Raw genomic sequence first — 24,105 nt, forward strand, 5'->3', positions numbered from 1 at the left:
CGGCCTCGACCACCCGCCCTCCCAGTAGCTCCTTGCCCACTTTGATGATTGGCGGTGTGGGAGCCGGTCTCCGAGTTGGCTCGTCTGATTGGGTTCCTTGATGCAAGCGACGTTCCATTTCCCTGCGGCTGAGATGAGTACACCCATCGCCGGGGCACTCTGCCTGTCCGCCGGGGACCGGTCCTCAGGTGCTCGCAGGGCGCTGGAGCAAGGTGGCTTCGACCAGGCGCCGGTTCTTGATGACGGCAGACTGGTCGGGTGGGTCAGACTGAAGGATCTCGGGGGCCGAGGATTCGTCGCATCTTCCGTGGTCCCGCTAGACAAAACAGTCGTACTCGCTCGCTCAGCCTCCGTAGGCGATGCCCTCGATCACCTGGCGCATGGCCACCTCATCTTTCTTGCAGGCTCGTCGGGCATCGTGGAATTCGTGGTGGTCTCGGACCTCGATCGCCACATCGTCAGAAGCTACTTGTACGTCCTGTTGTCAGCTGTGGAGTTCCGGCTCGCCGAACTGGCGAAACGGCACCTCGACGACGAACAGATTGTCCGAAACTTCCAAGGCCAGTCACGTTCTCGCTACAGAAGGGCGCGTGCGAAAGGTCGAGAAACTAGGGCGGTCGAATACCTGTACCTGCTCGACTATGCCCGGATCGGCAAGCTGATTCCGGAATTGCAGTCATCGGAGTGGGTCCCCGGAGACCAGGAGTGGGATCTCGTGGAGCTCAACGTCTTAAGGAACTGTGTCGCCCACCCGTCGAAGTCGCTCACCGGCGACTTCGACGCAGCGGAGGTGTCTCGGCTTGCCGCGCGAGCCAACGATATCCTTCGCTGCCTGAAGGCATGACAGAAGGGCTGGCACCGCGCAACCACACTTCTACGCTTCGACGGGTCCTACCTCTAGCCCAAGACGGCTGACGTAGTCCCGAAGGCCCTGCACCGACGTAAAGACGTGATAGCCGAGAGCAGCAAGGCCATCCTCGTCCGCTTCTTCCGGCTCCATTTCCAGGACGACGGGCGAGCCCATTCCTTCCTGTAGCCCGTTGGGCCAAAACGCCTCGGCTACGGCGAGCACGGTGCCCGTCACGGGGTCTGTCACCTCCACGCCGGTGTCCGGCTTGGCGTAGCCCTGCTCCGTGATCCAGCCGATGACCCCCTCGACAGCTGCTGTCTCGGGGTCCGTGTCCGGAGAGACGATGACAGAGCCCGAGGCAGCAACGTCCGGCGTAGCAGACTGCGCGGCCGTTCCGGAGAGCAGTGAGTTCAGGAAGCCGTTCGCTGCCGCCGCCAGCAGTTCCCGCCGGGCCGCTAGAAAGTCCATGTACCGATCCAGGCGCCACAGCGACGAATCGGTGGGTATCCACTGACTCGCCAAAGCGCCGGGATTATTAGCCTCGATGTCGGCCAGGTAGTCGGCGGGGTCGGCGGCACTGATGGCCAGGTTGGTGTTCTGTGTCAAGAAACAGAAGTTGGCGACCGCGTTGACGTCACCCTGCCTGTATCCAGCGGCATACAGCTTCGCCTTCGGGAAGATGTGGTGGACCTGCAGGCTTGTTAAATGCCCCAGCATGTGAGCCGAGAGGGGCACCCCCGAGCCGAAGTCTTGTGCGCCAAGGGTACGCGTTAGAAGGTAAAGGACCGGATAGAAGCGAGCGCCCAGGCTGTATCCCGAGAAATCGGCCGGCCTGACCGTCAGGTCGCCGCCTCGCATCTGACGGATGTTCTCGATCAGGGCGTCGACGCCACCACCGTCGACGGCCGCGAGATCCTGGTTGAGAACTGTTTCGGTCGACCCCGCGAACCGCCCCCACATGCCAGCGTGCACGTACCAGTAGAGCAGCTTGTCCCGTTCGGCTGCGCTGGGGACCTTCCCCTTGTGGTGGTGCAGGTACCGGGTCATGACCGGGAATGCGTACCGCGCGAACAGGACGCGGTCGTGATCGAGACCGAGCCGACCTGAGACGATGTCCAGCAAGTGGGAGACGCGCTTGACGGTCTCGGTCAGTCCAGTCTTGATGTGCGCCGTGTCGACGTCGGCCAAGGCGCCGAACATGGCCTCTCCGGTCACCTCGGCATTGACGTTTCGCAGTAGCCACTCGAGCCGGAAGCTGTAGCCGGCCTTTCCCCAGCTGTCGAGCGCCTCGTTCATCTGGTGTCTGGCTTCAGGCCACGACGCACAGATCTTGGCCAGGGCGAGATCGCCCTTGGACAGCTTCGTGCCCCCGGAGTTCACTCGATTGAAGATGTCGACGACGACGTCGAGGGTCTTGTCGGCTCCAGTCACTTCCTCGATGTGGACGTCGATCGCGGCGATCTGGGTGATCATGTTGAGTCGATTGATGTACTCCGCGATCGGCGTGGCGCCCTGATTCGAGAGATGCTGGGCCCGCGCGATGAAAGGGCCGATGCCCTGACTCATGAGCTCGGTGACGCTGATCCAAGCAACGTTGCCCTTCATCTTGGCCGGTGCGAAGAACTCGAACGATTCGTCGTCGAGGTTGAAGTGCAAGCCCGAGAAGGTGCTGGAGCTGCCTTCGAAGAACTTCGGCGCCTTGCCCCGTATGACGCCGTACAGGGTCGTCACCCGCTGCTGACCGTCGAGCAGCAACTTGACGGTGCTATCGACGGCCACGGGACCACCACGCGCTGCGGCGCCGTCGGCCTTCGTGTTCCAGGTCATGAACGCGCCGATGGGGTAGCCCCGGTACAGAGAGGAGAACAGGCCGCGCACCTGCTCGCGGTTCCAGACGTACCCGCGTTGGAACTCGGGCAGAGCGATGTCCCCGGAGTCGACCAGGTCGAGGATCTGTTGCACCTTCACGATTTGTCTCCCGGCTGTGCGTTGCGTGCCTAAGGGCTGGAGGCGAGGGTGAGCCGCTAGGCCACAGCGGTGTCCGGCAGGAAGGGCGACGGGGCGCCGCTCCAGGTGACGACGAGCTCGTCCCGGGCCCGGCTACAGGCCACGTAGAGAAGGGACCGTTCTTTGGCCATTGCCGTTTCCTTCTCCGGTCCGGGTGCTTGATCCAGAAGGAACCGCAACGGGACGACCGCCGACTCCACGCCGAACACGACGACCCGAGAGAACTCCATGCCCTTCGCCCGGTGCATGGTCGTGATCACCACGGCGGACCGGGTCGACTGCTGCGTCGGGCCGAGGACCTCGACCGGCACGCCGGCCGACTGCAGGGCCTGACGAGCGCGCTCCTGGTCCGCCTGGCGCCGCACCAGAACCCCGATGGAGGCCGGAGCGACGGCTCCCGCCACCCAGCCTCTCACCGTCTCCACCAGGTGGTCGGCCTCCTCGGCCTGCGTGGGGAATCCCCTGCTAGTAGGCGTAGGGCCGTCGAACGCGGCCCGGTAGCCGGCGACGGTCTCCTGGTCGCCTTCCGAGTCGACGATGTCCGCTCCCGAGATCACGCCGAGAGCGAAGCGCAGGTTCTGTCGAGAGGACCGATAGTTCAGCGTCAGACGGCGTGAGCGGCCGCGGGTCTCGATCCCGTACCGGCTGAGGACCAGGCGCTCCCCGTAGATCCGCTGGTGCGCGTCCTCGCAGATGAAGAGGTCGTTCTGTCCCGGGCTGACGAGGGCTCGCAGGAATCGCCAGTGTCCCGCGTGCAGGTCCTGGCCCTCGTCCACGACGACGTGGTCGTAGCTTGCTTGCGCCACCTCGGCGGCGCGGGCGGTGAGCAGCTCGAAGGTCGTCGAACGCTCCGCTCGCAGTCCGCGCTGGAACTCCTCCACGACTCGCCACACAGCCGTGCGCTGGACACGGTTGAGGCGGACGGCACGGCCGGGTCGCTTGGCGGACAGGTAGTGCTCTTTCGTGAGGGCCGGCATCCCGAGGATGACGGCGCGGAACTCCGCGGCCATGAAGTCCGGCGTCAGTGCCGGGACGAGGTCCGGCGGGACGTCGGCCGATGCGACGGCATCGACCCAGAGACGTTCCTGCAACCTCGAGTCGGCGAGCCGCGGCACGTCGCGGTCGCGCTCCCGCACCGTCCGGTTCACGGCCTGGTCGACGCCCAGGACGTCGATCCGCGCCAGAGCCTCGGGCGAGGCGAGCCGGCGCAGCTGCGACTCGAGGGCGCCGGCCAGCGTCCGGTTGTAGGTGCAGAGCAGGACGCGGGCTCCCGGCCGCTGCGCGAGATAGTTCGCCCGGTGCAGTGCGACGACGGTCTTCCCCGTGCCCGCGCCGCCGGCCAGACGGAACGGTCCGTTGTAGACCGGTCGCTCGGCGAGGACACGCTGCTGGGGGTGGAGAAAGGTTCGCCACTCCTCGAAGTCGCCCTCGATCATGCGTCGCAGCTCGTCGTCGTCCTGGATGGTCACGAACTCCATCCGGGTCACAGGCCGCTGCAGCGACTGCTCGGGGTCGTCCGTCGGCTCGTCACCGATGCCGTAGTCGGACCGGACGTCCTCGAGGCTCTTTCCTGTGGCCAGGTCGAGCAGGGCCTGCTGCTGCCACTCGGGAATGTCCTCGACCAGGGTCAGCAGCTCGTCCTCGCTCACCACCCGGACGGCCTGCTCGGCGATGTCGTCACGGATGCCGACCCCGACCAGCTCGTCGGAACTGAAGGGGAGGACCTGGGGCTCGTCGAGGGCGCGTGGCTTGTCTCGGAACTCCTTGACGGTGCGCTGGATGGCCTCCTCGGCAATGAGCTCCATCGCACCGTTGGCGGCGTTGATCTCGAGCCGGACCGAACTGGCATAGGCGTAGGCGTCGTCGTGGGGCTTGATGGCTGCCATGACCAGCATGTCGTTGGGCAAAGCGAAGAGGACCGCTCGGAAGTTCTGGTCCACGCGCGCTGTGCGGACCCGGCGATCGACGACGCCCTGCGGCATCTTCAGGTCGAGCCCGACGGCGTCGGGATCATTGTTCAGCTTCATCATGAAGTCCCAGGCGCGAGCCTTCATCGAGCCGTCGACGCGCAGGTCCTTCTCGTACTGCTTGGCGATGACGACGGTCATCGGGACTCCTCTGACTGGGAGTTAAGGGCGGCCAGAATCTGATGCGCGTCGACCGGGAGGACGGTCCAACCGTGCTCGGAAAGCCAGTCGTCCCGTTCGGCATCCTCCTCGACCGACACGGCGACCCGGGCCTCGGGCCAGGCCAGGTCCACGAGGTACTCGCCGTCCGCCAGCTCGAGGCCCGCCTCCGGAAGGTCGACACCGGTGGTCGCCAGCTCCCGGACGAGGTCGGCCAGAGCGCCCTCGAAGGTCGAAGCCACTTCTCGCCAGGCCGGACTCATGGCGACAGGAGCGGGCACGGCGGCATCGACGGGGAGCCCGTCGATGCTCCTCGACTGGAAGGCCGAAGGCTCGAGGAACTGCAGGACGTTGCCGAGCGACAGCCAGTCCCGCCACGCGGCGAGATGAGCGTCGGTTCCCACCACGCCGTCACGGTCGTCGACGGCGAGCACCGCGCGCACGTCGGTCAGTCCTCGCAGATCGATGCCGAGCGCCGCCCCGCCGGCGGTCCGGCCGACGACGACCTGGTGTGGGCCGGCCGGGACGGTCATCGACTCGCCGAGCATGTCGGCGCGGAGGACGGCCGGCAGGAGCGACCCCTCGGTCTGTACGGCGCTTTCCCAGAACCCGGTGGTCAAGGCGAAGGTGGCGGCTCGCGCCGCGGGAGCCCACCGCGCCGGGGCCGGCCGCAGCAGGAAGGCGGTCAAGGCGGAGACCGGGTCCGTGAGGACCGCGGTGGCGTGCACGTCACCCGCCTGGCAGAGCTGGACGCCGTACTCGGACGTCTTCGTGGCGACCTCAGACGTGACCCAGCCGGGGCGCGGAGCACCGGTGCCGTCCAAAGCCGCCTCGAAGGCGTCGAGATCGCGGTGGGTCAGGGCCCACACCAGCGCACCCTGCTCGCGGAGTTCGTGACGCTTCACGGCGTCGTCCGCGACCCGATTGCACTGTGCGTGAGCGTGATAGCGGACTCCGTCGCAGAACACGGTGACCGTCGGGACCTCCGGGTCGTCGGTGGTCAGGTCGAAGTCGGGGACGACGAAGCCGTGGTTGACCTGCGGCGTGAGCTTCCACCGCAGTCCACCGAGGGCCGCGGGGAAGACGAGGTCCACACGGTCACCGAAGCTGGTCGCCTGCGTACTCACCGAGGCGCCCTGCGCCTTCGCCCAGCGGATCAGCAGTTGGCGGAAGCGGCGTTCGATGGGTGTGTCGTGGGGGCCGACCTCGATGCTGCGGAGCGACGGGATCTCCCGAGGGACCCAATCACGGAGGACGTCCATGAGCAGCTCGATCGCACGGTCGCGTCGCGCCAGCTCGGCCATCGGCGGCGGGACGTGCGGCAGGAGGCAACGGTGACATGCGGCCACGTCCTCGTTCCGGCACGGGCAGGTCTGCAGCGCGTCGAGCGCCGCCTGCAGCAGACGTTGGACCTCCTCCGGTTCGCCGAAGCGGGCCAGGTAGCCGGTACCGCCTGGCACGGTGTCGTGCAGCACCATGGCCCAGCGTTCCACCGACCCGGGCGCGGGGTCCACGGCGGTGACGACGTCGAGGTGGTCGGGATCCCCACCGAGCACCTGACGGAGACCCAGGAGCAGCGCCGCCCGGAACGACGTCAGGAGGGTCGGGTCCACCAGGACGACCGGGGGCACCAACAGGCGCACCGCCTGCGTACGGAGCTGGTGGGTCAGTACGACGTTGGTCCAACCGTCGGCGCGAGGGGATCGACGCTGAGAGCACCATCCACGGTGACGTGCCTCGGCCGTGCTGTTCACCCCTCGCTGGGCCGCCCACACGACGCCACAGGTGGTGCACGCCTCGAAACGAGGAGCGGCCTCCTCGTTCCCTGCGATCCGCAGCGACGCTCCGTTGCGGGCCGCCGGCCCCACGTTGATCCACCGGATGTCGGCGCGGCGCAGCACCTCGGCGCCGAACTGGTAGTCCTCGAGCCCCCAGGCGACGGCGATGTCGGCCGGGTCCGCGTCAACGGTCGTGAGGACCGTGAAGGACGTGCGACGGCGGTCGTCGCTGTCCTCGTCCCGCTGGGCCAGCTCACGGGATGCGTAGGCGGACGCCTTGCGGAAGGGCAGGGTGCGGACGATCTGGCCCGTGTCCGCAGCGGCGGGGTCGTCGCAGCGGGGGCAGGCCGTGATGGCGGTACTGGCGGGCCCGGACCACCCACAGGACGGGCAGAAGCGGCGGTCCTCGGTCGCCGGGTTGCGGCTGCTGCCCAGCTCCAGTCCGTCGATCTCGACGGAGGTTCCGCGGACGTAGAAGGTGGCGCCCGGTGCGAGCTCGCCCAGTGCGGTGCGACTGCCGCGGACGTACGTGTCGTCGCTGCGCTCCGCGGCGCCGGACTCCTCGTCCGTCCACCACAGGGCCACGTCCAGGTGGGTGGAGTCGTCGAGCAGGGCGTAGTTCGGCAGCAGTCCGACCGCTTCCAGGACGCTGATCCAGTACGTCGTCCGTTGCTCGGAGAGCGTCCTGCGGATGGCGGCGAGCTCGCCGAGCGTGCGCTTGTGGTCGCGCTTCTGCGCGTCGTCCAGGGAGGGGAGCTGGTCCATCCGGTCGGCCTCTGCCTGCAGCGCCTTCTTCCGGGTCTCCAGTTCGGCGACGTCGGCGAGCCAGGTGTTGACGGCCAGCTCGACCGCCCGCTCCATCTCGGGGACCTCGGCGCCCGCATCGACGCCGGCCCAGCGACGGAGGTCCTCGGCGGTCTCCTTGGAGACGGCGTCGCCGAAGCCCTGCAGGAACTCGGTGACGTAGTCCTCGGCGTGCGCCCGCGCGTCGGCCATCAGCCGGCCCAGGTACGAGGTCGGAGCGAGTCCGCCCACGAACACGTCCGTGGCCCGCCGCAGAGGGCGGGCCTGTTCCGACCGCGCCTGACGGTCGACGAGGGAGGCGAGGTACTGGCGGCGGAGGATCTCCACGGCATCGAGGTAGCAGGCCGGTGGGACGACGTCGCCGGCGATCATGGTGAGCGGGTCCACCAGGCGCTGCAGTTCGAGCGGGCGGGCGGGCAGCAGCGACAGCACGAGTGAGCTGCCCGTGAGCCGACCGGCGCGACCGACCCGCTGCAGGTACGAGGCGGTCGAGCGGGGCATCGACGTCAGGGCCACCATGGTCAGGTCGCCGATGTCGATGCCGAGTTCGAGCGTCGGCGTGCAGGTCAACACGTTGGGGTCGCTCGCTGCCTGCTGCGTCTGCTTGAACCGCTTCTCGAGGCCGACGCGCTCGTCCGCCTTCAGGAGCGACGTGTGTTCGTGGGCCACGATCCGACGGACCCGGCCCGCGCGGTACAGGTCCCGGTAGTAGTCGGGCTCGAGCGTCGTCACCGAGTAGGTGCCGGGACACCCGATCCGCATGCACGGCGCGCCGGCGAGCTCGGCGAGGACCTCGTCCGGAGCCGGGAGGTCGCTCGAGCAGATCCCGCATCGCAGCACGCCCGGTCGACGGCCTTCGGTGCGTCGCACGTGCACCCGCGACGGCGGGAGCTGCCACACCCGGTTCTTCCCGTCCGTCTGGACGACGGAGAGCACGCCCGCGGACGTGCACGCGTCGAGAAGGGCCCGGACGTAACGGGGGGCGTCGACGGACGGCACGTCCAGCGCCCGCGCCGTCCACCGGGCGTACCAGCCCTTGGAGCCGGTGACGGTGTCGAAGGCCTCGGACGCGGCGGCCGTCGTCGGGAAGCTGGGCGCCGGGCGGCCTCGCGGGAAGGCGGGCATGCCTTCCCGACGCGGCCGTCCACCCCAGATGCTGTAGCGGTCGCCACCGGAGGTGGCGTACTTGTCGAGCCAGGGATGGGCGATCCCGCCCTGCAGGCGGATGCGCTCGAGGACCCCACGAGCCCATCGGACGGTCCTCTCGCCGCCCCGCCCGCGCAGCTCCATCTGGACGGTGAGCGCGTCGTCCTCCAGGGCCGTCTGCACGGGGAGTCCGTCGACGACCTCCATGACGGTGTCCACCAGGTCGGACAGCGAGTCGACGTGGACGTGCGCGGTCGCGGCGCCCGTCAGCTCCAGCGTGCGGCCCACGCGGGCCGACAGCCCGAACTCCAGTGCCGCGGCGAAGTCCATGAGCTTCGCGACAGAAGCGATGACCTCCCCGACGGGCTCCTCCTGCCAGTAGCGGCGGAAGGTGGCGTGCTCCTTCAGATCGGGTGGGAGGACGGCGTAACGCTCCTCCGGGGTGTGCGCCGCTGCCGTGAGGGAGTCGCCCACACGGTCGAGCGTGCATCCGTCCGGCCCGACGGCGCGCAGCAGCAACGACCGCCGGTTCAGAACGTAGGCCCGGGACTCGATGAACGATGCCCGGTGGGACGCGTCCTGGACGCTGTCGGTGAAGACGAGCGTCTTCTTCTGCGCGGGCTCGATGTCGGGGCTGGCGAAGACATGCCCGAGCGCCGCGGAGGCCAGCGTGGCCACGCTGGACCCGAGGAAGCGGATGCCGTCGTCCAGGCCGCAGAGGGGACAGCGGTCCTTGCGGGCCGCCTCGTCGTCCGGGGTGACGACGACCGGCACCTCGGTCGTGTGCCGACCCGTCGTGGTGCGGGACAGCTCACCGGTGTCGCCGTCGACCCAGTGGACGCGGGGGTCGCCGGCGGCGCCTTCACCGGGCGCGAAGATCCACGCCCGCTGCAGCCGCCTCTCGGTCATCGAGCTGCGCCACACGGTGTCGGGGTTGATGCCGTAGCCGCCCGCGGCCTTGGCGGCGGCCCCCCAGCCGGAGCGACCGCAGTGCCGGCAGAAGAGCGCGGCCATGGCCTGGCCGTGGGTGGGGGCCACTCCCTCGAACCACTCGAAGCGCGGCGCCACGTCGAGTCGCCGGACGACACGGCGCACCTCTCGCAGCCACAGCTGGACGTCCACCGCCATGAGCGGGCGGTCGCCCTCGTCGCGCGCCTCGCTCAGCATCGCCAGGAAGGCCGAGACGGCCGCACGGGCGTCCCGTGGGCGCGCGGCCCAGCCCGGTTCCACCTCCGCCGCGACGTCCGCCAGGTGGCGGGCGTCGGCGGCCGCGGCCACCAGCCGTCCGGTCAGGGGATGTGCACGCAGCGCTCTGCCGAGGGCCTGGGCATCCTCGGCTACCTCGCCGAGGAAGGTCCGTTGCGCGGCCTCCACGACCTCCTCGTGGGACGTGCAGAGCGCGAGGGCGCCGGCGACCTGGTCCAGCAGAGGAACGGCGCCTCGGGGCCCGGTCGCCCACTCCTCTGCGGTGAGCCGGTCCTCGCCCACCACGGCGTCGGCGGGAAAGGGGATGCCGAACACCGTCTCCGCGAAGTCGCGGAGTGCCTGGGTGTCGCCTGCGCTGCTGCCCAAGGTGGCCGAGGTCGCCACGGGGGCGACGCCGGTCAGGGGGCCGTCGATGCCCGTGGTGCCGATGGCCATGCCGAGACGGCGCAGCAGCATGGCGACGTCGGTGCCCTGGGCGCCGTCGTAGGTGTGGAACTCGTCCAGGACGAGGTAGCGCAGTGACTGGCCGGCGCCCTCGAACAGGGCCTTGTCCTCGCTCCTGAGCAGGATCATGTCCAGCATCTTGTAGTTGGTGAGCAGGATGTCCGGCGGGTTGCTCCGCAGCTCGTAGCGGTTCCCGATGACCGCGCCCTCGGACATGGTCGACGAGTCGGGGGAGTCGCCGGTGTAGAGCCCCACCCGGACGCCGCCGAGCTCGTCGGGATGGTCGTGCACCAAGCCGGCGATCCGTCGGGCCTGGTCGTTGGCCAACGCGTTCATCGGGTAGAGGACGATCGCCTTGATGCCGCGGACGTGGCCGTTCCGCCGGCAGTGGTCGAGCAGCGGCACAAGGAAGCTCTCGGTCTTGCCGGATCCCGTGCCCGTGGTGACCAGCGTCGGCCGTGGCGGGTGGTGCAGGGACGAGAGTCGCTGCCAGGCCTCGGCCTGATGGCGGTGCGGGGTGAATCCGTGCGGGATGAAGCCGAGCTGGTCCTGCCAGCCGTCCTGCGCCGGCCGGAACGGCAGCCGGAGGCGGACGTAGGGGCCGCGGAACACGCCGTGCTCCTCGTCCGCGATGAAGCGCTCCAGCTCCGCCCGGACGTCCTCGTCGGCGAGCGCGAACGTGGTGCCCAGGAAGCTGGTCAGCGACGAGCGCAGTTCCTCAGCGACCAACGACGGCAGCATGACCATCCCCGTTCCATGTCACAGCGCCCACACTATGCGTGAGAACTGCACCGTCCCGGTAGCCGTCGCCCGGGCAAGTCGCCGGTCCCGGCAACTCGACCGGGCAATCCAAGCCCCGGTGCGCGGATGCGCTTCGCCTCAGCGCTCCGCGAGTCGGCGTGAGAACTCGGCGTGGGCGATCGTCATCTCCGCCTCCCGGTCGACACCGGTGAAGGGGAGTGCGTACCGGCCGAGGTCCGCCCGGTCGCCCTTCTTGGCGTACTCCTTGAGCACCTCCGCAGGCACTTGGCGGCCGTTCGCGTCCATCTGCATGACCCGCTCGTACTTGCGCAGCACGCCGAACTGGGTGCGGTAGATCGCACACAGCTCCTCGGCGGTGATGCCGAGCATCACGGCAGCGAGCGCGTCGATCTCCACCAGCGCCTGGCGGCGCTCGGCGTCCTTGCGGAGCGGAGTGGTCATCGTCCACTCTTTCTGAACTTCGCCCATCGGTGCGGCGGGAAGCTTCCGGGTCCACGAGTCCTCCTGCCAACGCGGATGGAAGAGCTCCTCCCACAGCGGCGCGTAGTCGGCGGTGAGGCAATTCAGCCGTAACGCTCGCAATACGAGCTCGGAAACGAGTCCGTGGTCACGCGGATGCGGGAAGCGACCGGCGACGTTCGTCTTGAGTTCGGTGATGCCGCCAGCCTTCACGAAGAAGTCGACGGGCAACGAGGCCCACATGCCAGCTGCCACGGCTAGGTCAAGTGACGGTATGTCGCCAGCGCTCAGAACCGTCCCCACGAACGCCGGTCCCGGCGGAACTAGTGCTGCATGGAGTGTGCGCACGGTGGATGAGTCGGCCATGCGGCGCCAGGCGAGTCGGAAGAACTGGTTGCTCGGCTTGCCGTGCCAACGGGGGTAGGCAGCCTCGTACTTTTCGGGGGAGGTAGCTCGCTGATAGTTCGTCCGGGGAATCGCCCGACTGGTCAGTTCTTCGAGATTGACCGGTCGGTAATCCTTGAATGTCCGATAGGTAGGAGGAGGGTTCTGAAAGAAGGGATTCGCGGGGCCGAGGTGTGGGCCCTGCAGGATCGCGTCCCGCCAACTCTCGGGAACTGCCGACCCGCTGCTAAAGAATCCAGCCTGCCGGTCACTGGTTTCATTCCAGCCGAAGGTCCACGAAAAGTTGCTCGCGCTGAATCGAGGCGCGCCTGCCAGTTTGTCGAGGACGACCTGGCTCGATGTAGTGACGGGATAAAGCATTCGGGCTTCGGCTTCGGGAGTTCCTGGTTCGTCCACCAAAGCGGCCCAACTGGCAAGTATTCGACCGTTTACCCGCAGGACGCGCCGTCCGTGGGGGCGAAGATCCCAATTGTCTTGTTCGTCCTTGATGCCAGGCTCAGGGTCAGACCCGTCATGGTCAAGGGATCGCTGGATCGTCGCTGGGTCATAAATGGACGCCGCGTTGAGAAAGTTGGGCGCGCGGCGGCATCCATAGATGTGAACTCCGTAGGTGCGCGTGTTGCCGATTTCGAAGAACTTGAGCTCATTGCGAAACTGCCAATGGCGACGAAGTCGGGCGTAGGTCTGTCGGCGCAATCCGCCAGCCCGGGCCTCGGTGAAGTGCGATTCCGGGTGGATGAGCCCCACGATGCCGACGGTTGCCATCGACCGCCATGTTCGCTCCATGAAGCAGCGATACAGATCGGGCCGGAGCCCCGTCAGGACCGGTCGGTCGACCGTGCTGCCGAGATGCTCGCTCAATCCAGCGAGCGCGGCACGGGCCTCCAGATAACGTTCGGCCCCAGCTGGGGCGGCTAGAACGGCGGCCCGGCGATCACGCACTGCTGCGACGGAGGGCTTTTCGGCGAGGCCAAACCAGGCGTCGAATTCGGCTAGCGTGAGCGCGTCGTCCCAGTCCGGCCGCACCCACGGTGGGTTGCCCAGCTGCAGGTCGAATCCGCCGCTGCGGGCGAAAACGGGGCCGAAGGTCAGCTCCCAGTGGAAGAAGCCCTCGCGCCGCCCGATCCGCTCGCAAACGCGAAGCCACGGATGCTCGTCCAGGACTCGAGCGACCGGGCGTGCCTGGCTCCAGGCGCGGTCGTCGTGCTCGGCGACGTCCAGGTCGCCCCAGGTCTCGAGGTCGGCGAACATGCCGCGGCCGGCCTTCGCCTCGGCCTTACTCACGGTGCCGAGCAGCATCTCCAGAGCGCCGAGCCACTGTTCGCGGGTGGGCGGCGCCCCGTCAGCCGTCATCGGCCAGCTCCACAGTGCAGCCCACGCGTCCATCACCCGGTGGAGGCGCTGGTAGGCGCCGTCGGGGTCAGTGAGCACCGCCTCGATCTGCTCGCGTTGCACCGCGCCGGTCCCGGTGGGCAGGTCCTCGGCGCCCCAGACGTCGATGTGCCGGCGGGCCTCGGCCTCGGCAATCTCCAGGCGACGCAGCGCCAGTCCCCACAGCGCCTCGACGCGCTGGGCCAACGCCGCAAGTTGCTTCTGCTCGGCCTTGGACAGCGTGGCGGTGATCTTCTTGCGCCAGTCCGCCAGCTTTGCCCGCGCCTCGGGGGCCAGTTCCTTGGCCTCCTTGGTGTCGGACACTGCTCCCCAGCCCGCGGCGGGGAGCAGGAAGTGGTGGACCTCGCCGACCTCGACCGGCGTCCCCAACGGCCGGGCGGTGGGCACGGTGGTCAGCCAGGCTCGTTTGTCGAGCTCCTTCTGCGCGTACACCTCTCGTCGCGCGCCGATGAGGGAGTTGCCCCGGCGCAGGTGCAGCCCGAACCACGGTGCCCGCAGGCCCGGGTGCATGGCGTCGAGCCACAGGGTGATCTCGGCCAGTTCGACGGCGGTGGCGTTGAGGTCGACGCCGTAGCACTGATGGAGCGCGAGGTGCGCCTTCACCTTCTGCAGCTCGGCGGGGTAGTCCTCGGCGGGGATCCGCTTGCCGAGTTCGGCCTGGCGCCGGCGGAGGTACTGGTCGGCCAGCTGGCGGACGGCTTCGACGAGGAAGGCGCCGGATCCCAGGGCCGGCTCGCACACCGTCAGCGACAGGATGTCGCCCGCCGGCGTGGTCTCACCGTCCTGGTCGAGCAGTTCGGCCAGCGAGTGGTCGACCACGAGCCGTGTGAGCACCTCGGGGGTGTAGTAGCTGGCGCTCCGCTGTCGGTCGTAGCCCGAGAGACGGAACACGAAGTCGCCCGGCGCGTAGGTGATGCGGCGGAGCAGCCCGGTCTCCGGGTCGGTCACCTTGACGAACCAGGACTCGTCGAATCCCTCGGTCGCCGACTGTGGCACGACCCAGGAGCCCTTGCTGCGATCGCCGTCCTTCGCGACCTCGATGGACGGCACCGTGGCGATCGACCCGGTGTAGGACATCAGCCCCTCGTAGACCGCGCCGAGCTGGTTGATGCCGAGCTGGGCGTAGGACACGAAGCCGCGGTCGCGCCCCTTCTGCTTCTTGCTGAGCAGCAGTCGGCTGAGCACCTGCTGCAGGCACCGGTTGCCGAGGCCGACCTCGTCGACGAGGGCCACGGCGTCGTCCGAGAAGAGATCCGCACGCAGCGCCTCGAACCGCAGCTCGCCACCGTCGTCCGTCGGGACCTCCCCGACCGACCGAGTGCCCACGCCGTCCAGCGTCTCGGGCGGATAGCCTTCGTTGACCAGGCGGAACAGGGTCGCCAACGACTCGTAGAAGTGGCGGCCGTTCTCGGCGCTCTCGGTGGTGAGTTCGGTGAGGACGAGTTCGCGCAGGCGGTCGAGCCCGTAGCCCTCGGAGTACTCGGGGGCGCCGGTCGGCAGCACGCCCAGCTCGGGGCGGGCCTCCGCGTAGAGCAGGAAGAGGATCCGGTACAGGTAGCGCAGGCACTGGCGCGTGAGGTCACGGGCCAGGTCGGGCGCGTCGTCGGGCAGGCCCTTCTCGCGCCGGCGTCGCAGGACGTCCGTGGCGAGCAGTTCGATGGACTCGCGGATGCCGTCGCGCAGGTCCTGCGAGACGCCGACGGCGTGCTTCACCGACTCCTCGAGGAGGCTCAGCAGCAGTGTCGATCCGTCGTCGGCCGGCACCAGGGTGTCGGCCGACATCAGCGCCGCAGCCGTCTCCAGCTCTCCCGCGGCGCGGGTGTCCCGGCGGTCGCACACCGTGGCAAGGTCGACTGCCAGCCATCGCCCTTCCGGCCAGCTGCCGCGCTCGGCCAGCAGCAGCCACGCGCCGGCGGTCACCACCACAAGGGCAGGTGGCTCCTCGGACTGGAACACCTCGCTGATGGCCGTGGCGGTGGCCGTGATCGTCGTCGTCCCGAGCTGCGCCGGAGTGAGCAGCTGCCCCTTGCCCTCGGTGTCGAGCAGGTCCTCGACGGTGCCGGCATCCTGGGCCTGCAGGATCAGGAGGGGCGGCCCGTCGGGAGCTCCGGGTGCGACGGCGGAGACGGCCAGCTCCGTCCCGCCTCGTTCGCCCAGCCAGGTGTCCTCTTCGCCGGGAAACTGGAGTGCCGCGCGCACGGACGCGTGAAGCCTGCGCAGCCCGTCGAGGTCCTCACGGTCCATGGCGGCCCGCTCACGCAGTCGGGCCAGATCGACGCCGAACGTGCCGGCCAGTGCGAGCAGGCCGGACCGCGGGGTGGCCTTGCCGTGCTCCTCGCGCTCCTTCCACGCGGCGCGGAGCGCTTTGACGGTGGCAGGGAACTGCTCGGCCAGCCAGTGCTCGGAGACGAGGTCGTTGCCGACCACGATGGTGTCGAAGCCGGACATCACTGGCCTTCCGTGCGGGGGAGCAGGAGGAGCAGCACCCGGACCATCGGATCCGGACGGGCGGTGAGGCTCTCGGCCAGAGCGGTGGCGTCCCGGCGGGTGCGTTCGACGTCGCGTCGCAACCTCGCCGCCTGCGCGGGGGCGCGCGTGTCGGCGAGTGCCTCGGCCTGTTCGCTCCAGCCGGCGATGCGCTGCTTCGCCTGCTCGATCGGCTCGGTCAGGGCGTCGACGCGGAAGGAGTGCAGGGTCTGCATGGAGCGCTGCATCTGGGACACGGCCGCCGGTATCAGCGGCTGGTGACGGGTGAGGTCGATCGTCACGCCGGTGTTGGCGCTCGCGCTCGTGAATCCGGAGTCGTCGAGCAATCCGGCGACGTCCTCGACGAGGATCGGCTCCCATGCGGGGTCGTGGAACTGCTGCGCCACGATGCTGCGGAGGACGACCTGTCCCCGGTGGTTGCTGAGGGTGCCGAGGGTGATCGCTGTGGGCACAGGGACGTCGGCGAGGGCCACGGGTACGTGGTTGCGGCCGAGCTGGGACAGGGCGCGGTCGACGGCCCAGTCCAGCACCGGGTGCAGCGGCGAGAGGTAGTGCGCGGTCGGCCACTGGGTCTTCTCGCCCGCGCGGGCCAGGCGCAGGGACTCGTCGGCCGCCGGGCGCGTGGTGGCGAGCAGGAGTCGCTCGCGGACCTTGCGCTCGGCGAGGTAGCTCTGCGGCAGGGCGGTGAGCCGGCTCATCAGGTCGGCCGGTGGGACGAGCTCCACCACCCCGTCGTCCGGATGTTCACGCCACCCGACCCCGCCTCCCTCCAGCGGCGCCGCGGGCGCCGGGAAGGCCTCGTGCAGCGCCTCCCGCAGGAAGTCGACCTCCGTGGTGAAGAGCCCCCGCTCGTCCCACTCCGGCACGGCGGGAGGAGTGGCCGCGACGCCGGCGTCGAGGAACGCCAGCACCGCGAGCCCGGAGACGGCGGGAGTCAGCTGGGCGGGCTCGGGGACGACGTCGTCCAGGTCCCGGCCTTCTGCGAGGGCCTTGCGGATGGCGGCCTCTTCGCGGTCGACGTCGTGCAGGTCGAGCAGGCTCGCCGCGTCACCGAGTGCGGTGTGCGCGGCGTGTTCCTTGTCCAGGAGCTTGGTGATGACGCGGACGTCGCCGCTGAAGCGTTCGTCGGTAGTGGTCAGCGCCAGTGCCGTGATCTCGGGCGGGTGCACCTGCCCGTAGCGGTCGATCCGACCGTTGCGCTGTTCGATCCGGATCAGGCTCCAGGGGATGTCCACGTGGACGAGGTGGTGGCACTGCTTGTGCAGGTTCACTCCTTCACTCGCCACGTCGCCCGTGAGCAGGACGCGGATGGGGCTGCCCGAGCGCCCGAAGGCGTCGACGACCTCGAGCTGCTCCTTGTCCTGCAGCCCTCCGTGCAGGACGGCGAAGGCATCCTCGGGCAGCTTCAGGGCGGTCGGCAGGGTGCGCCGCAGCCAGTGGAGCGTGGCAAGCCGCTCGGTGAAGAGGACGACGCGGACGTCAGTGCCGCGCCGTACGCCGATGGTCGTCAGATGCTCGACCAGGGCATCCAGCTTGGCGGACCCCTCCTTCTCTGCTCCCTCGGCGAGTTCGACCAGACGGGCCAAGGCCGTGCCCTCCGCCGTGTGGCTCTCACCCTTGTCGGCCAGCGTCTTCTGCCGGTTCTGCACCGTCTCCAGCAGCGCGGCGGGGGAGGAGAGGAAGGACTTGGCGAGGGTCCAGGGGAACAGGTGCCGGCCCTGACCGGACACGGGTGTTGCGCCCTCCAGCGGGTGGAGCCAGACCTGTGAGAGTTCGGTGGCGAGCGCGTCCTCGGCGGGGGACGCCTGAACGGCGAGGACCTGGGGCACCGGCCGCGCCGCCCAGGTCGTGTTGACCTCTCGCGCTACCTCGGGGGAATTGCGGTGGCGCCGGATGAAAAGGTGCCTGATGTCGCGTAGGTCGTAGTCCGACCGGTCGACAATCGCCGTCGGGTCGAGCAGGTTCACCAGGTTCGCGAAGGACTCGGCGTCGCCGTTGTGCGGAGTCGCCGACGCCAAGATCAGCGCCTCCGTGTTCGGGGCAATCGTTCGGGCCAGCTGACTGTTCAGCGTCGACGACCGGGCCAGGTTGTGGGCCTCGTCGATCACGACGACGTCCCATCGGTGGTGCTCGAGGTGGGTCCGGTACCTGGCCGACTTGAGCGTGTCGATCGAGACGATCACCTTGGGGAAGAAAGTGAACGGGTTTCGACTGGCCGGCAGCTGCTGTCGGACCTTGGCGATGCCTTCCGAGTCGAGCCGCACCAAGGGAATGGCGAAGCGGGTCCACAGCTCGAATTGCATCTGCTCCAACACGTGCCGGGGCGTCACGACCAGGACCCGGTCGGCCCGACCACGACGTTGCAGTTCGGCCAGGGTCATGCCGATTTCCAGCGTCTTGCCGAGCCCGACCGCGTCGGCGATGAGCAGGCGGGGGCGGAGCCGGGTGGGGTCCAAGGCCTGCTGGACGGCCTGACGCTGGTACTCGTTGGTGTCGAGAAGCATGTGCTGGGCAACGGTGAGCCCGGGCTCGTGCAGCGGGACCGGCGTCTTCCGGCGGACCGCCTCCACCCACAGCCGGCTGCGGCGGAAGCCCGGGGAGGTGTCCTGGACGAGCTCTGCCTTGGCCGGGTCGAGCTGCTCGATGTCGTCCAGGCTGCTGAAGAAGGTCGCGGTCGTGCCGCGAACGAGCTCGGTCCGCCCCACGCAACGAACCTTCCAGCCGTGACCGGCGCGCTCGCTGGAGGAGACGACCCACTCCTCGTCACGGACGACGACGACGCTGCCGGCTGGATGTGCCTGGGCGACGGACATGGCCCTCCTTCGTGGCGCTGGGTTTCAGCCCCGGGCGACTGTAGGTGAGGAGCTGGAGGGCGAGGCAGTCCGACGCCCATTCTGTCCCGTAAGCCACGCCAGTCCGCGCACACTCCAGAAACGTCCAGGGGGCGTCCTTGTCGACCCGCTTCACAGCCGGCCGCCGTCGACAGCCTTCCGCCTGCCTCAGCGCCTCATGGGGTGGCCCGAAGGGCGGCTCCTCGGCGCGCCGCCTCGGCGCTCCGGACGACACCCCGCGGCCCTACAAACACCCGGACTGGTTAGGCGCCCCGCAGCGGTTCGCCTACCGAGTGATTCAGCTGTCCGACCAGACGCTTCATGCACGTCTTGCCCAAGCGGCACAGGCGTTCCAGGGTCAATGCGCCGCTGGCATCTACTTTGCCGCAGTGACGACTACACAGCGACGCGCATACCGGGACTACACGGCCGACGGCAAGTACTGGACGGTGCGCAAGTACGGGGCCACGTACTGGGTCGTCCTGATCGATTCCTCCTCAGGGTCCTATGTCTGGGACTACGTCTGGGGCGGTTATGCGACGGCGGGGGGAGCGGGCGGAGCAGCTGCCCAGCTGGCCTACAACCAGGGCCAGGCAGACGCACGCAGGAAGCTCGCAGAGTCGCCGCACATGGCTCTCGACGACGTCGGGCTCGGTCTTCCGACACCGCCCCCCGCGCCTGTGCCGGCGTCATCGGCGCCGGAGCCGACAGTCGTCAGCGAAGACGAGTAATGCGTCGCCAGTGGCCCTCTCCGTCAATATGTCGGGAGTCCGTCGGCGTGCATTGGATTCCCGGACACAGCCGATAGATGGAGCAGCTATGACGTCCTGGGGAGCTGCGGCGGCCGAAGCTCGAGACAGTCGTACGTCCGTGACCGAATGGCCTCGCCTGGGGCTACGCTGGCGAGCTTTTCGTGGTGTCGGCGTCATCCGTACGCGACCGATCGGGCAAACTCGGTGCAGATCGGCAGAGATCTCGTGAGCTTTCCGCCCGCAGGCGTGCTCGCCTCAGAGATGCTGTTCCACCGGCTCCAGGCGCTGGCCTCGGGCCTCCCGGCGCGGCTGGAGCCGCTCGGACTGAGGGCCGAGGTGGCCCACGACCCCCAGACCTTGCTCCAGTTCATCTCGATCCCGCTGCCGGCCGGCGGCAAGGTCAGGCTGTATTTCGACAGCAGGGGCGCCTGGATCGTCGTGCGCCCGCTCGAACCGCACCAGCCGGGCGAGCTGACCGCCTGGCCGTTGGAGACTCCGCCGGCGGCGCTTCTCGACGTCGTCGCGGAGGCGGCCCGGGCGAGCATCGAGCGGCGCCCTCTGCTCAGCCCCTACTTCTGGGGCCGGGTCGAACACTCCGACATCACCGGGCTCGCGGACGCCCTCGTGGCGCTCGGCGTGCCGGCCGGGGCCATCCAGGTGCCCCGGGCTCTCAAGCCTGAAGGCAACAGGTTGGTTCGGGACAGCGGGCACTTGGAAAGGTTGGTCCTGCAGGAGGAGATGGACGCGGCGCAGGTCGAGGTCGCGCTGAGACCCCATCTCGGTTGGACCGCGGACCTTGAGGTCTACGACGACCCGGGGTCCCGAGGACGGATGGACGTGCGTTTCGCCGTCCACCACGTCCGGGAGCCCAGGCCCGACATGCCCCTCGGGGAGCTGCCTGTCGACGACCTGGCCGGATTGCTCCGGGAGTGGTCGGCCGCTGACCCGGAAACCTCCAAGTGGGGACGGCTGTGGCGATACGCACCCACGCCGCGCTGGTCCGAACGCTATGAAGAGGACCTCGACGACCACTGGTTCTTCGCGAGCTGGTTCCGGTGGTGCGGCTTCACGGATGTGCGACCGCAGAAGGCCGGCAGGGGCGTTCAGCTCGGCGGAAAGCACCTGCTGGTCCATCTGCATTCTGCTGCTTCGAGCGCGGGGCTTTCCGTTGTGCAGCGTGTGCAGGGTCAGGCCAGCGTGACCGCCCGCCGCGCTGCGGTGATGTCCCGGGCGGGCTTCACCCGCCAGGCACTGCGCTGGGCCGAGGACGCGGGCGTCGCCCTGTTCGGAATCGGTCGCGACGCCGTTCCCCGGCCAGCCAATGAGGCGGCGGCGCATCTGATGCCGGAGCCAGGGGAGATACTTCCGTCGGCGTGTGCGGACTCCGCCTGCAGGGACTTCGGATGCGTGCTTGATCAAGGAGAGTGCCCCTCGGACATCGGCAGCAAGTGGTCCGACCCCCACTCCTACCTATGGCGACAAGTGCAATTCTGAGCCGATCGGACCAGCGCAGGGCTCCCGGTTCAGTTGATTGTCCTGAGACCCGAGACCCGAGACCCGAGACCCGAGACCCGAGATCCGAGACTCGCGCCGAGCAGAACGGGCGAGACGGCGCTCAAGCGCCTGCCGCCCTCGTCCGGATAGCCCCTGTGCAGGTCATGCTCTGGTCATCGTCGTCGACAGTCGGCCCCGAAGTGGTCCTCTGCGGGACGCCTACACGGCTGTGTCAACGGGGTGTAGGTCGGTGGGCCGTGCCTCAACCGTGCCGACACGACGTCGGCGGCGGAGCAGGACCCGCGTCCGTGGCGCCACGAACCGCCGCCTCGACGGATCCGGCGGCGCTCACCGGATCTTCGTGCTCCCAGAAGCGGAGAACCGTCCAGCCGAGTCGGCGCAGGTGTTCGTCCGTGTCTCGATCCCGACTCACGTTCCTGTCCAGCTTCGCTGCCCACCAGTCGGCGTTCGATGCGGGAGCGGTCCGATGCTCCGGACAGGCGTGCCAGAAGCAACCGTCGATGAACACTGCGACGTGCTTCCGGGTGAAGGCGACGTCGGCCCGTCGACGGGGTAGCCCCGGCAGCGGCCAGTCCACACGGAAACGCAGGCCCCGTCTGTGCAGCTCCCGACGCAGCGCTACCTCCGGAGCCGTGTCCCGGCGCGGCTGGCGGGACATCCGTCGGGCGACCGACGCATCCAGCGGTACCGGTGGGGCGCTGGGGCCGGGATCTTGGCTCATCGTCGGACTGTCGCCTCAACGTTCGTCGGTGGGGCCGGCTAGCCTCCGCTTGTGCAGCCGTTCCCCTCGTCCTCAGATCCGGCCGCGGACCAGGAAGGGCGGCACCTCGCGACGGTACTGGACCTCTTCAGTGGTGCCGGCGGGATGACGCAGGGCTTCCATGCGTCCGGCGCCTTCCGCACCGTGGAAGCCGTGGAGATGGATCCCCAGGCGGCGGCCAGCTACAAGGCGACGTTCGGCGACGCCGTCGTCCACGTACGAGCCATCAGCGACTGGCTAGCGAACTGCGATGTGCCGTCCGTCGACGTGGTCGTCGGAGGCCCCCCCTGTCAGGGCTTCTCGACCCTGGGGAAGCGGGACGCGGAGGACGAGCGCAATGCGCTCTGGCACGACTACGCGCTCACCATCGTGCAGGCGGAGCCCCGGTACTTCGTGCTCGAGAACGTCGGCGCGTTCCTCAAGTCGCGGCAGTTCGCGGACCTTCGGGCGGCCACCGAGCCAGGTGGGCTGCTCGCCGACTACGACTTCGAGGCGGGCGTCCTCAACGCAGCGGATTTCGGGGCGGCTCAGGCGCGCCGCCGGACCATCCTCATCGGTCATCACCGCGAGCTTCCTGCGCCGGGTCTGCCTGCGCCGACCCATCTCGGACGGCACGTGACCCTGCGGTCCGTCCTCGACGGCGTGGCAAATCAGGTGGAGACGACCGAGCTGCCGTCGGGTCAGTGGACCGTCGTGGGTACGCGGAAGGTGCCGGGCCCTTTCAGCACGTCGGAGCTCCATGTCGGACGCACCTACTCGGAGACCTCCGAGAAGCGCATCCGCTCGATCGGTCCTGGCGGCAACCGCTTCAACATTCCCGAAGAGCTGCTTTCGAACTGTTGGACCAAGCACAAGACCGGGTCAGCGGACGTCATGGGTCGGCTGTCCTGGCACAAGCCTTCGGTGACAATCCGGACTGAGTTCTTCAAGCCCGAGAAGGGGCGCTACCTCCACCCGGAGGAGCACCGTGCCATCACGCATTACGAGGCGGCGCTGATCCAGGGCTTTCCGGAGAATCACCAATGGGTTGGGTCTAAAACCGCGATCGCGCGCCAGATCGGCAACGCGGTTCCCATCCCGCTCGGACGGGCCATCGCCGCTCATCTCTCTCAGGCGATGACGAGGACCACGGCGGACGACTTGATCGACCTCGCCGTCCCTCTCGCCGTCTGACGCCCGTGGAACCAGCGGACGACAAAATGTGGGGCGTGGGCACTTCCGTTGCGCCGACCGCCCGCTTCACCGCGCTCGACCTGTTCGCCGGTTGTGGCGGTCTGACCCGGGGTTTCCTCGACGAGGGCAGCTTCTCGTCCACCGGCGCGGTGGAGGCCGACACGGCCGCAGCGGCAACGTTCGCTGCCAATTTCGATCCAAGAGGCGAACACACCTTCGCTGGCGACATCGCCGACTTCCGGAGCGTTCCGAACGTCGACGTGGTCATCGGCGGACCACCGTGCCAAGGCTTCTCCGCGTTGGGCAAGCGAGATCCGGCGGACGCGCGGAACCAGCTGTGGCGCCACTTCGTCCGCGTCGTGCGCGAGTCGGACGCGTCCATGTTCGTGTTCGAGAACGTCGACCGTTTCGCGAAGACCCCCGAGTTCGAGCTTCTCCGACGTGCGGCGAGCGAGGACGGCGAGCTGGCCGATTTCCGCACCCAGGTCCTCCGGCTCAATGCTGCCGATTTCGGGGTGCCCCAGAAGCGCGTCCGGACCATCATCGTCGGCTCGAGAATCGGTCCAGTGGCCGAGCCCGCACCTACGCACGCAAAGGTCCCGACGAACGGGCGGGCCACCTGGACGAGTCTGCGGCAGGCCTTCATGCAGGGCCCGGTCGTTCTCGAGCCGGACGTACGCGAGGAGTGGCTGCCCGAGAGCAGCATCGTCTTCGGCGGCCAGGAGGTGCCTGGAGTGTTCAAACTGCGAGACCTGCACATCACGCGGCACTACGACCTCACGTCGCAGATCCGGTACGCCCACATCGCGCCGGGGCAAGGACGGTTCAGTCTGCCCGAGGAGCTGCAGTACCCGTGCTGGCGCCGGCACACGAAGGGCGCCGGTGACGTCCTGGGGCGGCTGCGCTGGGACGAGCCGGCCGTCACGATCCGCACGGAGTTCTTCAGGCCTGAGAAGGGGCGCTTCCTGCACCCTCAGTGGCAGAACGGCGGCATCCAGGTCAACCGAGCGCTGACACACGCCGAGGCCGCGGTCGTCCAGGGCTTCGACGAGCGTCACGTGTGGTGCGGTAGCAAGGCAGAGATCGCTCGTCAGATCGGCAACGCCGTGCCGCCCCCCTTGGCCCGTGCAGTGGCGCAGGTCGTCGCACAGCGACTCCTCGCCGTCTGAGCTGCGGAGGCGGGTCCGGCGCCGTCGGCGACACCGGAC

11 protein-coding genes are annotated in these 24,105 nt (G+C 68.8%); 5 read left to right on the forward strand and 6 right to left on the reverse strand.

Annotated features, from left to right (window positions below; genetic code table 11):
- Positions 1 to 100 precede the first annotated feature (100 nt).
- Positions 101 to 844 (forward strand): hypothetical protein, encoded by a 744-nt coding sequence (locus tag ACI79S_RS02140; protein ID WP_456591794.1) that lies wholly within the window; start codon positions 101 to 103, stop codon positions 842 to 844.
- A 30-nt stretch (positions 845 to 874) separates the two neighbouring features.
- On the opposite strand, the gene ACI79S_RS02145 is transcribed toward ACI79S_RS02140, so the two are convergent.
- The 5 genes from ACI79S_RS02145 to ACI79S_RS02165 all read right to left on the reverse strand — a co-directional run bounded on the left by ACI79S_RS02145 (position 875) and on the right by ACI79S_RS02165 (position 18,370).
- Positions 875 to 2,818: a GmrSD restriction endonuclease domain-containing protein gene (locus ACI79S_RS02145; RefSeq protein WP_456591795.1), complete on the reverse strand. Its 1,944-nt coding sequence runs from the start codon at positions 2,816 to 2,818 to the stop codon at positions 875 to 877.
- 56 nt (positions 2,819 to 2,874) lie between these two features.
- Entirely contained in the window at positions 2,875 to 4,965 is a 2,091-nt protein-coding gene (locus ACI79S_RS02150) for a 3'-5' exonuclease (protein ID WP_456591796.1), read from the reverse strand.
- Positions 4,962 to 11,090 carry a DEAD/DEAH box helicase gene (locus tag ACI79S_RS02155; RefSeq protein ID WP_456591797.1) on the reverse strand — a complete coding sequence of 2,043 codons (6,129 nt, stop codon included), beginning with the start codon at positions 11,088 to 11,090 and terminating at the stop codon, positions 4,962 to 4,964. The genes ACI79S_RS02150 and ACI79S_RS02155 overlap by 4 nt, the downstream gene beginning before the upstream one ends.
- Before the next feature lie 150 nt (positions 11,091 to 11,240).
- Positions 11,241 to 15,827, reverse strand: coding sequence for a class I SAM-dependent DNA methyltransferase (locus ACI79S_RS02160; RefSeq protein ID WP_456591798.1), 4,587 nt, complete (start codon positions 15,825 to 15,827; stop codon positions 11,241 to 11,243).
- Positions 15,827 to 18,370 (reverse strand): SNF2-related protein, encoded by a 2,544-nt coding sequence (locus ACI79S_RS02165; RefSeq protein WP_456591799.1) that lies wholly within the window; start codon positions 18,368 to 18,370, stop codon positions 15,827 to 15,829. Before ACI79S_RS02165 ends, ACI79S_RS02160 begins: the two co-directional genes overlap by 1 nt.
- A 620-nt stretch (positions 18,371 to 18,990) precedes the next feature.
- Here ACI79S_RS02165 and ACI79S_RS02170 point away from each other — a divergent pair.
- Together ACI79S_RS02170 and ACI79S_RS02175 are read left to right on the forward strand one after the other, a co-directional pair.
- Positions 18,991 to 19,428 (forward strand): hypothetical protein, encoded by a 438-nt coding sequence (locus ACI79S_RS02170; RefSeq protein ID WP_456591800.1) that lies wholly within the window; start codon positions 18,991 to 18,993, stop codon positions 19,426 to 19,428.
- 225 nt (positions 19,429 to 19,653) lie between these two features.
- Entirely contained in the window at positions 19,654 to 20,943 is a 1,290-nt protein-coding gene (locus ACI79S_RS02175) for a hypothetical protein (RefSeq protein WP_456591801.1), read from the forward strand.
- A gap of 262 nt (positions 20,944 to 21,205) precedes the next feature.
- On the opposite strand, the gene ACI79S_RS02180 is transcribed toward ACI79S_RS02175, so the two are convergent.
- Positions 21,206 to 21,685, reverse strand: coding sequence for a very short patch repair endonuclease (locus ACI79S_RS02180; protein WP_456591802.1), 480 nt, complete (start codon positions 21,683 to 21,685; stop codon positions 21,206 to 21,208).
- Between the two features lie 51 nt (positions 21,686 to 21,736).
- Between ACI79S_RS02180 and ACI79S_RS02185 the strand changes: the two genes are divergently transcribed.
- Together ACI79S_RS02185 and ACI79S_RS02190 are read left to right on the forward strand one after the other, a co-directional pair.
- On the forward strand, positions 21,737 to 22,897 hold the full coding sequence (locus ACI79S_RS02185; protein ID WP_456591803.1) for a DNA cytosine methyltransferase: 1,161 nt from the start codon (positions 21,737 to 21,739) through the stop codon (positions 22,895 to 22,897).
- A gap of 35 nt (positions 22,898 to 22,932) precedes the next feature.
- Positions 22,933 to 24,066 carry a DNA cytosine methyltransferase gene (locus ACI79S_RS02190; protein WP_456591804.1) on the forward strand — a complete coding sequence of 378 codons (1,134 nt, stop codon included), beginning with the start codon at positions 22,933 to 22,935 and terminating at the stop codon, positions 24,064 to 24,066.
- Positions 24,067 to 24,105 lie beyond the last annotated feature (39 nt).

This window comes from Blastococcus sp. SYSU DS1024 (assembly GCF_054050795.1).